The sequence below is a fragment of the Psychrobacillus lasiicapitis genome (assembly GCF_006861795.1).
Classification (GTDB): domain Bacteria; phylum Bacillota; class Bacilli; order Bacillales_A; family Planococcaceae; genus Psychrobacillus; species Psychrobacillus lasiicapitis.
Map to the genome: position 1 here is coordinate 48,054 of NZ_VDGH01000008.1, position 11,563 is coordinate 59,616.

The following is an 11,563-nucleotide window of genomic DNA, read 5'->3' on the forward strand; positions in this document are numbered from 1 at the left end:
TAAATGAGAATACTCATAGAGTTTTATTAGAAATTGATGAGAATTTTCACTCCCAAGTAATAGAAAGTATTTTACCTGAAATTGCATGCACTTGGATGGTTGCTTTTGTTTTTCTTTCTTTCGCACTTTCTTTGTCACTCTCAGAGAAAGTTGCTTTCATCACAATTAGATAGTAGCCACCTTCATTGGTTTTTACAAACGAGCTACTTTCAACTGTTCCTTTTTGTTGCTGCTGCGCCTTTTTAATCGCCTGTTCTTCCGAGATCAATACAGTTGTAGTTGTAACATTATCTGTTTTTGCTTCTGCTTCTGGCTTTTTAGGCTCTGACTGTATAGTATTTGTTGTAGTAGTTTGTCCTGGTGTTTGTGCTTGCGTTTCCTCCGACGTCGGTTCTTCTGCCTTAGCAGATTCCGTCTTTTTTGGCGGCACAGGCTTCATTGCATCTACAATTTCTTCCGTTTTAGCAGTCTCTTCTTTTGGCGTTTCAGCTTTTGTTTCTTCTTGTTTACTCGTTTCTACTTTTGGCGAATCCTTGCTAATTTCTTTATTAGGCTTTTCTTCTACCTTTTCTTCTATTTTAGAAGTTGCAGATATGATAGGTTTAGCCGTATTATTATCACTTGTTTTTGGAGTTTCTGCTATATCCACCGGCTTATTAGTAGTCGTCTTTTTCTCACTAATAATAATCTTGAGCGGTTCCTTAGCTTGTCCTGTTTCTGTTTTTCTTACTACTTGCTCTTCCGTTATTTTTTCTTGGTTTGGTTGTCCTTCCATTTGAGAAGACTTCTCTGGGATCGATTCACTTGACCCTTCCGCAACTTCACTTTCTGTTTCAATGATGTATTTATCCGATTGTTTAAGTGAATTAACTTCACCTGTGAGTGCATCCATTTCTACTGAATATACAATTCCATTTTTAGCAATGAGTGCGTGGTAAACAGCTTCATTTTTCTCCACAATAGCTACATCTGCATCATATGTCTGCTCAAGTTGGGCGCGGACTTCATTTTCCGATATCGACTGTTGATTGGTCCGAGTAATGCTTAATACAAAAACAATCAAACAACTGGCTACAATCAATGTAATAATCGATAGAAATCTTTTTAGTTTGAAAAATTTCATTCACGCTTTCCCCTCCTCAAATCTATCATAAAATACAAACATTAAAAAACGATGAGAATTTAAGTATTTGGGATAAAAATATGGATGATTGTACCAACTTCAACTGTGCTTTCAATCTTTAACTCTGCCGTAAGACGCATTGCAATGTCTTTAGCTATAGCCATTCCAAGGCCTGTACCCCCTGTCTTTCGATTTCGCGCTTCATCTACTCGATAAAAACGGTCAAATATATGTGGTAAATCTTTTTCAGGAATGCCGTTACCATAATCTAAAATAGAAATAGTTATACCTTTTTCATTTTCCAAAATGGTCGTGATAATTTCTTTTTCACTATATTTCCTTGCATTATCTAAAATAATGAATAGCAATTGTCTTAATTGCTCTAAATCTGTATTAGCATAAATAGGCCCTTGCCCGTTTAATATAAAATGCCGATTATATGCTGTACGCATTGATTGTAACGTCGTTTCTACTAAGCGAAATACATCTATTTTTTCGAAATGGCGCATGCTTTGTTCATTACTTTTTGCAAGCAGTAACATTTGCTCGATCATTTCTTTCATTCTGGCCGTTTCGTTCACAATCGCCTGTACTGACTCTTCCGCTACAGCTGTGTTGCTAAAGCCATGTCTAGCTAATAATTTGGCGTAGCTTTCAATGACCGTAAGAGGTGTTTTTAATTCGTGAGAAGCGTCAGATACAAATTGTTCCTGCTTTTTAAAGTTTTGCTCTAGTCTCTCCATCATTTCGTTAAACGCGATGCCCATTTGTGCCATTTCATCTTTACCATTGGGAGGAACGACAATCTTTTCATAGGTTCCTGATAATCTACTTTGGGACATAGTGTTTATAAGCTTTGTGATAGGTCTCGTGATTATTTTTCCTAATGTCACACTTGAAACAGTCATGAGTAGTATGCCGACTATCATCACACTTAGTAGAATGAGACGAAGAAAATCTAAATTCTTTTCTACATCTCCTAAAATTTTCATCACTTGAACTTCTGTGACTCCTCCATCTACCCAAATGACTGGTTTACTTATAGTTAAAATAGGCGTTCCTTGAAAAGCACCGATAGAATACCTTTCGCCTACTTTAAACCTCGGATAATATTCATCGACTCCATCAATCGTTTGCACAAACAGCTTCAAATCCTCATCGCTATCGATAACCCGAATACCACCATTTGGAGGGATATATGTACGTAAAATAGTTGCGGCATCTGCTTCGTTGCTTATTTTACTTAAAGCAGCAATCAGTTCGTCCACTTCATTATTAAGCTGCTTATACTCTGTATCGAAAGCCATTCTTTCAAATAATATGTAAATACCAATATTCATCATACTTAAAATAACCAATGTTAAAACGGTGGAAAAGAGATGTATCTTTGTTTTAAGATTCATCGCTTTTCTTCTCCTTCAGCACGTATCCGACACCTCGTACTGTTTGAATAAGAGAGGATTTTCCGTTTTCTTCTAACTTTTTACGTACATATCGTATATAAACGTCCACCACATTTGTATCTCCATAATAATCAAAACCCCAAACAGCATCTAATAATTGTTCTCTCGTTAGCACCTGGTTCGGATGTTTCATCAAATAAAGTAAAAGATCATATTCTCTTGGTGTTAAATTGATGGACTCTCCCTCATTAGTTATCTCACGAGTTTGCTCATTTAAAAGAAGTGAGTGGAATATATGCACATTGTCATTATGTTGCAAATGAACTGCCGAAGATTTAGATACACGAATAGCTGTGCGCACACGTGCAAGAAGTTCCTCAATTTCAAACGGCTTCGTCACATAATCATTTGCACCTAAATCTAAACCAGTTACTTTATCCTCTAAATCACTTTTAGCAGTTAATAAGATGACTGGAGTATCAGTTTTGGTTGCTCGAATACGTCGAAGTACATCTAATCCATTCAAACCAGGCAACATTAAATCAAGCAGTACAAGATCCCATACCTTTTCTCGATATTTAATCAATCCATCAGTTCCCGTATAGGCTATTTCGACAGCATAACCTTCGAATTCTAACTCTAGCTGAAGAACACGCGCGATATTTTCTTCATCTTCAATAATCAATACATGCTCCTTCATCTAAAACCCCCCGCTTTCTTTCCCACTATTTTAGCACACAACAGGTCTGTTTAAGAACAGAAGCACAAGAGTCAATGCCGCAACGAAAACCAATGGCTTACCTGCGCCCTAGTTTCCAATATATAGTTGGACAAGATTAAATCCATTGTGAACGCAACAAAAAGACCGTTTAACAAGACAAACCTGGAATCGCTTTCCATTGACGCACTCTCCTCATTACAAAATTTTATTTTGATATGATTTTTTGAAGTTAAATTTAATTAAGGAGCATTTTAGGGCTTAACAATGAAATTATCAACAAAAACCTTGAATTATGAAAATTGTTGTTTAAGTGATTATATTGTATGGTGGACTCAATAATATTGGGAGGTAGTACAATGGGAAGTATGAGAAGAGTTTGGCAGCCGGAGATTTTTTATCATGTGACGGTGCGCGGAAACAACCGTCAAAATATTTTTTTAAATGAAGCGGACTTTGCTTTGTTTTTTCAGGCACTGCATTATACGCACCAAAAGCATCCTTTTACGGTTATTGCTTATTGCATGATGAATAATCACTATCACTTACTCATCCGTTCACCGAAAGTGCCGCTTTATAATGTATTGACCATTATTAACAAACGTTATTCTAACTATTTCAAACGAAAGTATCACTTCTTCGATCAGCTTTATGAAACACATTTTTTCGCAAATATGGTCTCTCACCCTATTGGCTTGTTGAACGTGAGTAGCTATATTCACCAAATTCCTTTAAGAACAACTAAAGCGCATACAGATAGGATAGAGCTCTATCCACATAGTTCATACAAATATTATATTAAACAAACAAAGAGCCAGCCTAGTTTTATCAATACACAGTTATTGCCCTCTATCATCGAACAATATCCAGAAATAGTAGCGGAGAATTATAGCACTTATTGCGAAAACTATCGAATGGAAGAAGAAAAATCCCTTCTTACTTTGACATAAGAAAGGATTCAATAGATTGTTAGGCAATCGTTTCATCACTGCTAACAAGAGTAAGATTGTGACTTGCTAGTTTGCATTTTTCTACAAAAGCGTTGAAAAGCGGACGAATTGTGGAAACTTGAGCCTCCATCATTTCTGGGTGCCACTGAACAGCTACTACAAAACGGTCAGTGTTTTCCAGTTCCATTCCTTCAATAATACCGTCCGGAGCCAACATAGTCGCTTTAAAACCTTGTCCTATTGTTTTCACTGCTTGATGATGGAAACTATTCACACCAAGCTCAGTTGTTTCGTAAATTTCATATAAAAGGGAATCTTTTTCTATCGCTACTGGATGGAATGCATGATGTCGCAGTGCTTTTGGAACAGAATGATTAATACCTGCTGGTTTTTGGTTTTGCAAATCTTGATATAACGTTCCTCCCGTTGCAACAGTAAGTAACTGCATACCTCGACATATACCAAGCACTGGTACATTCATTTCAAATAAAACCTTTTGAGCAAGCTTTATTTCATGAGCATCACGCTTTGGTTCGATAAACCCTATACCAAATTTAGGATATTCACCGTAGTAATTAGGATCTATATCGGACCCTCCTGAAAATAAAATACCATCTAATTTTTGCAAAAGAGGTGTCAACGTTTCAATGTCCTCTGTAATTGGTAATATGACTGGTACACCGCCTGCTCGCTCGATCGCTACAATATAGTCATCTGCAAGCATTTGCCATTCTTGATTTTTTGCCCCTATACCCGCTGCCATACCAGCAGCGTCGTTAGATAAGTAATTTGCACAAATCCCGATAAGTGGTTTCACTCTATATCCCCCGTTCCTCTGTTCTTAGCAAAAAATCGCCGCTCCACCAATTGGAAGAGCGACAATTTTTATGTAGTGAAGATTTACTTTACTTCGACAACCCAACCAAATGGATCTTCAACTGTTCCTTTTTGAATTCCTGTTAGTGCATCATATAATTTTTGCGAAAGTTCACCGGTTTCACCATTGTTTACATAAAACAGCTCGCCTTTCCAGCGAAGTTCACCAATTGGAGAAATAACTGCTGCTGTTCCTGTTCCGAAGGCTTCGTCTAACTTACCATTTAAATAAGCCTCGCGAATTTCTTCCATCGAAACTTTACGCTCAGTTACCGGCACGCCCCAATGTTTTAACAAAGAAATAATGGATTTACGAGTAATACCATCTAAAATGCTACCATTTAAAGCTGGTGTTACGACCTCTCCATCAATTTTGAAAAATACGTTCATGCTACCGACTTCTTCAATATATTTTCGTTCAATACCATCTAACCAAAGTACTTGTGAATATCCTTCACGATCTGCTACTTCCTGTGCTTTTAAGCTAGATGCATAGTTTCCAGCTGTTTTAGCAGTTCCTGTACCACCTGCAACTGCACGAACATATTCGTTCTCTACAAGAATTTTAACCGGATGAATACCTTCTTTATAATAAGAACCAACTGGCGACATGATAATGATAAAACTATATGTTTTAGAAGCAGAAACACCCAAATGTGCCTCTGTTGCAATCATAAACGGACGAATATAAAGGGATGTCCCTGGCTCTGCAGGAACCCATTCTTTGTCTAATTCAATTAGCTGTTTTAAAGCGTCTAGCGCAAATTCTTCATCAATTTGTGGCATGCTAAGACGGTCGCATGAATTGTTCATACGTTTCATATTCTCTTCAGGACGGAATAAGCGAACAATTCCATCTTCTGATAAGTAAGCTTTCATCCCTTCAAAAACTGTCTGTCCATAATGCAAAATACTAGCAGATGGATCTAAAGTAATCGGTTGATAAGGGACTATTCGATGATCATGCCAACCTTGCCCTTCCGTATAATCAGCTATAAACATATGATCGGTAAATTTCGTACCGAAAACTAGTTGATTGGAAGGAGTTTTTTCATTTTTGTTTTCGTTAACTGTAATTGGAATCTTTAGACTATTCACTATGTATTTCCCCTATCAATTTAATTATTTGTAGATTGCCGCTCTAATTTGCGTACAATATATTATATGCAATTATACTACTTTTAAGAAAATTATAAATACCTTTTCTAAAAATAATTTATTAGGCTACTATTTGACTATTACATTTCCCGTTAATTCTCGATAAATGAATCAATTCACATCCGCTCTTAATTTGACTAAGTTATACCAGCTTACTCCTCCATGCTTTGATTCTGACAGGTCGTGATTAACAAACCCTAATTTTTCATAAAAAGAAACTAGTTCCTCTTTACAGGTTAAGGTGATTCCTTCTCTTTTATTTTCTTCTACAAGCTCTTCCATTTTCTCCATTAAAATCTTTCCAATTCCTTGACCTCTCGCTCTTTTGGATACTGCAAGTCCTAAAATACTTTGATATCCTCCTCTTTTTGGATTCTCATTGATTTCCTTAAAAAGATCATCCGTTATATAAGGCTGATGAATAATAGGTCCATTAATATATCCAAGTATCTCCCCTTCTCTTTCTGCGACAATAAACGTATCAGCTATCAATTGGATCCTCTCTATAAATGCTTCTTTTGTAGCTGCTTCCTCTATTGAAAAGCCTTCATTCTCGATAACTAATAACTGCTCTAAATCTGTCGGCTGAACATTTCTTAAAGTAATCATCTTGTCTATACTCCCTTTCCGTAAAGCTGTTTACACAGTATTTATCCTTTCATTATAACATTCCGGGCAAATCTTATAGCATTTCTGCTTTCTCCTTCCTAGTCTTTTTTCCTCAATAAAATTACAACTATGTAACAATTCATTACCTTTAACCGATAAGTAATATATAGGACAAAATACTAAATAGATAGGAGGCGTCACAATTGTTTAAATTCACTCCATACATACTTATGCTTTCGATTTTATTTTTTAGCTGCTTTCCCTCATCACTTCAAGTACAAGCATCCACATTGGTAAGCGGAATGTTTGTCGATGTTACATATGAAGAAGTCATGGTGGATAAAAAAACAACCGAAAAACAACTATCCAAAATCACTCTTATAAATGATAAAGGGAAAACAATTACATTGAATATTGATTCTTATGCTTCTCTTTTCATTAATTCCACACCGACCTCCATCGGGGCCTTTAAAGAAGGTATGTGGGTTGAAGCAACCGTTGAATTACGCAATGTAAAAGAACTAAACGGCTTTGTCGATATTGCGCAAGGTAGTGACTCGCAAGCCATCGGGGAAAGTTTAACTGGTACAGTTAACACAATCGACAGAAGTGGCAAATTTATCGCCATTAATTCGAAAGAAAGAAATTCAGTTAAATATTATTTAGATGCGCAAACAAAAGTTATTAAAGACAATAAATTAGTAGATTTGAGCGTTTTATACGAAGGTGACCGTGTAAAGTTAACCCTCTCTGAAAACAGTCCTTCTACACTTTCTACTATTGAAATAGTTGCGGAAGGGATTAAAGTAGAACAGTTATATAAAGGGACCGTACAGCAAATAGACGCTAAAAAGAAAAAACTAGTAGTAAAAGATGAAAAAGTGTTTCGCAACTGGGATTGGAGAAATACCTCTGCAAACAAAGGAAACATTAGCTCTAAAGCCTTTACTGCAAAGACACCAATCTATGTCGGCACTAAAAAAGTAGATTCCAATCAGCTTCGAAACTATATAAATAATGAAATTTACTATGTAACGATCGAGCAAATGGGCCAAGAAGTAGTACAAAAAATGATCATTAAACAATCGAATGAGCGAAACCTACATGAAGGTTTAAATTCCGTAGACACTTCTGCTCAAAAAATTAGATTATCAAGTACTGGTAATCTGGCCTATCATAACGGAACGATTATTATTCGCAACGGCCGTTTAGTGGATGCGAGTGCACTTTCACAAAGCGGAGATGCTTATGTTATTACGAACGGTACGACAACCCATCAATATGCCAACGTCATTTATGTGACAAACGACGGCTTCCAAAGCGCTAATCTATCGAACCATGAAGTTTATTTTGGCCAAATAAGTAGTGTCGGATCATACCGACTTACTTTGACGAATGCAAATCGACTTTCTAATAATTATTGGTATGGAGTAGGCTATAGTAATTTAAGTTTTAGTGAGGATACGGTTGTGGTAGAAGATGCTAATAGCTGGACGGCAGATTTTACGAATAGTACTAGTAAATATGCTTATTTCTATGTAAAAGATAATCATATAGTTGCCGCGAGAATTGTAGGATGGAGTAGCCCGGCATCATTCATATCGGTCGGACGATATAGCGGAAATTGGAACTGGAATTCGATTCAAGTAAAAGATGTCAGCCAGTGGCAGGCAGGTAACTGGATAGAGTCTAATCCAATCTATTACATGGATACAACTTGGACGACATTTATTAAAGAAGGAAAAGTGATTTCCAAAAGTGATTTAGAAGAAAATGATCGACTATATATCATTCATGACACGTACTCACAAGCACGAATTATATTAGTCGATTAATCTATGGAAAAGAGGTTAGGAGAATTCAAATGTCTAGCAAAAATATGCAAAAATTATTTATTTTAATGTTGACGGTTGTATTAGGGCTCACATTAGCGATCCCAACGGCAAGTGCGAAAGTTCCAGATTTCAACGGTGGTGTACTCGATGAATATGAGTACGAAGAAGTTTTTTTCTTAACAGGATATCCTATTAAATTTACTGGAAAAGCAACTGTCACCGAAAAAGAGAACAAAAATCTGTTAACAACGACTTATAAATTTACATTAACAAGTGACTATGGAGATAAATTAACACGTAATGTTGTCTATGTGTCGGACTTAAAAAACCATGTAACCAAAAGCCAAACAACGTCAAACACAACTATAAAAAGCTACACAGAAAAAGTGACCATGGCAAATAAAACGACGTATACACTAGACGATTATCAATTTTCACAAGGATCTGTCATTGATAACAGACCAGCTACTGACTATTACTCAGGAAACGTGATTGCTCGAAAAATTTATATTAGAAGTGCAAAATCCGGAAGAACAACATTCAATGATAAAATTACTGTTTATATGGATGGACGCAATGTAGGATACAAAAATTTCTGGGGTTCTACCGACACACAGTTTATCGACTATGAAATCGTAGCACCTGAAGGTACCTCCTTTGTAACTAGCAAAGTTTCGGATAGTAAATCAAGAGTATTAGAATACGAGCAACATACTCCTTCCCTTTCTAGCTTTGTAGGGGGACATGCAGTTATTAGCTCCTCTAATATAGTTTCTGAATATGAGTACAATATTCCATATTATGCAGGAACGGGAACGATATATTTAAACAAAGAAAAGACACCGAAAGTAGAACGATTGATCGTTCCGAAATTCCGTGACATTGCAAAGCATTGGTCCAAGCCTAACATCGAAAAACTATATTCCCTAGGTATCCTTGATGAATCTAGCAACTTCTTTTCGCCAGATGCAGCTATGAAAAAAGATTTATTCACAGTGGGTGTTGCAAAAGCGGTAGATTTACGTGTGTTAGAAGAAAAACCGACGAAAAAAAATTCAACGAAAAAAGCATTATTTGAAGACTTAGATGTAAAAGATCCTAACTATGTTTATATCGAAAGCGCGTTAAATAAAGGGATCGTCAGCCCAGTAAATAAAGACAAGTTTGGCGCAAAAGATTCTATTACACGCGCACAAGCGGTTACAATTATTGTTCGTTCCCTTGGTTTAGAAGGCCGTGCCCCTACTCCAGGATATACAACAAAATTCGTTGATGATAATAAAATACCAAAAGAAGCAAAAGACAGTATTTACGTAGCAAGTGAATTAGGATTAATCGATCCAGATAAAAAAAATCGTATTAACCCTAACGAAGTACTGACACGAGGAAAGGCGTCTCAACTGTTAGTTCGCTATTTGAATTTCTTAGAATCTGATTTAAAACAAAACTATCGAGACGATATGCTGTATTTCAACTAAGAAAATCCCCCATAAAAGCATCATTTGCTTTTATGGGGGATTAAACGTTTATATGATTCTATTAAACGAGTATAAACCAAATAATCATTGTGACGATTATTGTCGTAACACCTTGTAGTAAAGTAGCCATTGTTTGGGCTTTGTACGCATCTGTTACTTTCATACCGCTAAATTGTGAAACTACCCAGAAGAAACTATCGTTCACATGACTTACTGTCATCGCCCCTGCACCTACTGCCATTACAACTAAAGCAAGTGGCAGTGCACCTTCAATACCTAGCGTTGGAAGCATTGGTGCGATTAGCGATGATGTAATTACAAGAGCTGCTGTAGAAGAACCTTGCGCTGTTTTTAGAGCTGCTGCGATTAAGAATGGTACCAGTAAGAACCAGGCACCATTTGCAAGTGCCCCTAAGTCCATTTGCTGCAATTGATCAGCAACACCTGAGTTTTTAATGACAGTACCAAATGCGCCTCCAGCTCCTGTTATCAATAAAATAGGTGCTGCTTCTTTTAATGCCTCGCCGATCCATCCAGACAAAGTCGTTTCATTGATTTCAGGCAATAACAAGAATGCCGCAAAAACCCCGATTAATAATGCTACAGTCGGTGCTCCTAAAAATTGCAGAACTTGCGCAAGCCCTGAGTCACTTCCCGTTAACGCAGCTACAGACCCTAATCCAATTAACACAATCGGCAATACGATTGGTAGGAATGCTTTAAAGGTTGACGGCATTTTCCCAAAAGACTTGATGACTTCTTCATAGTCAAGTGCTTCTTCATGATCCGCTTCTACTTCAATTTTCGAGCCCACTTTAACTGCCCAAATATACCCTACTATAACTGCTGGTATTGCTACAAACAAACCAACTAAAATGATTGTACCCAGGTAGTCCGTTGCTCCAATATTACCTGCTGCTGCAATAGGACCTGGTGTTGGAGGAACTAATGTATGTGTTGCATATAATCCCGTGGATAACGCAACCGCCATAGAAGCGACTTTTACTTTTGCACGTTTTGCCAATGATTTTTTCAAGCTTGATAAAATAATAAATCCAGAGTCACAAAAAACTGGAATGGATACGATATAGCCGATAATCGACATCGCTAGCTGCGGTCGTTTTTCTCCTAAAATACGAAGCACTACTTCTGCCATACGATAAGCAGCACCTGATTTTTCTAAAATAACCCCTATAATTGTACCAGCAACAATCACAATCCCAATACTTGTCATCAAACCGCCAAAACCGGTATTCACATTTTCCACAACTGTAAGTAAAGGCATACCAGATGCGATTCCTACAAAAAATGCACTTATTAAAAGAGCTAAAAACGGGTGCAATTTGAACACCGCTGTCAATATTACTACTAAAAGAACCCCAACTAAAATCACAAAAAACAACATTTAATACA

10 protein-coding genes are annotated in these 11,563 nt (G+C 36.8%); 3 read left to right on the forward strand and 7 right to left on the reverse strand.

Annotation, left to right across the window (positions count from 1 at the left end; genetic code table 11):
- Window positions 1-46: 46 nt before the first annotated feature.
- From FG382_RS14025 to FG382_RS14035, 3 genes are read right to left on the reverse strand one after another with little or no spacing between them, the layout of a single operon-like run.
- Window positions 47-1,123 (reverse strand): PepSY domain-containing protein, encoded by a 1,077-nt coding sequence (locus tag FG382_RS14025; protein ID WP_142539516.1) that lies wholly within the window; start codon window positions 1,121-1,123, stop codon window positions 47-49.
- Window positions 1,124-1,182: 59 nt separating this feature from the next.
- Entirely contained in the window at window positions 1,183-2,526 is a 1,344-nt protein-coding gene (locus tag FG382_RS14030; RefSeq protein WP_142539517.1) for a sensor histidine kinase, read from the reverse strand.
- On the reverse strand, window positions 2,516-3,226 hold the full coding sequence (locus FG382_RS14035) for a response regulator transcription factor (RefSeq protein ID WP_142539518.1): 711 nt from the start codon (window positions 3,224-3,226) through the stop codon (window positions 2,516-2,518). The genes FG382_RS14030 and FG382_RS14035 overlap by 11 nt, the downstream gene beginning before the upstream one ends.
- A 377-nt stretch (window positions 3,227-3,603) precedes the next feature.
- On the opposite strand from FG382_RS14035, the gene FG382_RS14040 reads away from it, so the two are divergent.
- Entirely contained in the window at window positions 3,604-4,194 is a 591-nt protein-coding gene (locus FG382_RS14040; RefSeq protein ID WP_170206523.1) for a transposase, read from the forward strand.
- 19 nt (window positions 4,195-4,213) lie between these two features.
- On the opposite strand, the gene FG382_RS14045 is transcribed toward FG382_RS14040, so the two are convergent.
- The 3 genes from FG382_RS14045 to FG382_RS14055 all read right to left on the reverse strand — a co-directional run bounded on the left by FG382_RS14045 (window position 4,214) and on the right by FG382_RS14055 (window position 6,837).
- The gene (locus FG382_RS14045; protein ID WP_142539520.1) at window positions 4,214-5,011 is read right to left on the reverse strand and encodes a gamma-glutamyl-gamma-aminobutyrate hydrolase family protein; all 798 of its coding nucleotides are present in this window, start codon (window positions 5,009-5,011) and stop codon (window positions 4,214-4,216) included.
- Window positions 5,012-5,094: 83 nt separating this feature from the next.
- Entirely contained in the window at window positions 5,095-6,153 is a 1,059-nt protein-coding gene (locus FG382_RS14050) for a branched-chain amino acid aminotransferase (protein WP_373287573.1), read from the reverse strand.
- A gap of 186 nt (window positions 6,154-6,339) precedes the next feature.
- Window positions 6,340-6,837, reverse strand: coding sequence for a GNAT family N-acetyltransferase (locus tag FG382_RS14055; protein WP_142539522.1), 498 nt, complete (start codon window positions 6,835-6,837; stop codon window positions 6,340-6,342).
- 203 nt (window positions 6,838-7,040) lie between these two features.
- On the opposite strand from FG382_RS14055, the gene FG382_RS14060 reads away from it, so the two are divergent.
- Both FG382_RS14060 and FG382_RS14065 read left to right on the forward strand, forming a co-directional pair.
- Window positions 7,041-8,672: a hypothetical protein gene (locus tag FG382_RS14060; protein WP_142539523.1), complete on the forward strand. Its 1,632-nt coding sequence runs from the start codon at window positions 7,041-7,043 to the stop codon at window positions 8,670-8,672.
- Window positions 8,673-8,701: 29 nt separating this feature from the next.
- A complete protein-coding gene (locus tag FG382_RS14065; RefSeq protein WP_142539524.1) occupies window positions 8,702-10,150 on the forward strand; it encodes an S-layer homology domain-containing protein in 1,449 nt (482 codons plus the stop codon).
- Window positions 10,151-10,211: 61 nt separating this feature from the next.
- On the opposite strand, the gene FG382_RS14070 is transcribed toward FG382_RS14065, so the two are convergent.
- Entirely contained in the window at window positions 10,212-11,555 is a 1,344-nt protein-coding gene (locus FG382_RS14070; RefSeq protein WP_142539525.1) for a GntP family permease, read from the reverse strand.
- Between the last annotated feature and the right edge of the window lie 8 nt (window positions 11,556-11,563).

Bases quoted from the DNA above. Each gene is read 5' to 3' on its own strand.
- FG382_RS14025 (WP_142539516.1), bottom strand. From the start codon at position 1,123: ATGAAATTTTTCAAACTAAAAAGATTTCTATCGATTATTACATTGATT.
- FG382_RS14030 (WP_142539517.1), bottom strand. From the start codon at position 2,526: ATGAATCTTAAAACAAAGATACATCTCTTTTCCACCGTTTTAACATTG.
- FG382_RS14035 (WP_142539518.1), bottom strand. From the start codon at position 3,226: ATGAAGGAGCATGTATTGATTATTGAAGATGAAGAAAATATCGCGCGT.
- FG382_RS14040 (WP_170206523.1), top strand. From the start codon at position 3,604: ATGGGAAGTATGAGAAGAGTTTGGCAGCCGGAGATTTTTTATCATGTG.
- FG382_RS14055 (WP_142539522.1), bottom strand. From the start codon at position 6,837: ATGATTACTTTAAGAAATGTTCAGCCGACAGATTTAGAGCAGTTATTA.
- FG382_RS14065 (WP_142539524.1), top strand. From the start codon at position 8,702: ATGTCTAGCAAAAATATGCAAAAATTATTTATTTTAATGTTGACGGTT.
- FG382_RS14070 (WP_142539525.1), bottom strand. From the start codon at position 11,555: ATGTTGTTTTTTGTGATTTTAGTTGGGGTTCTTTTAGTAGTAATATTG.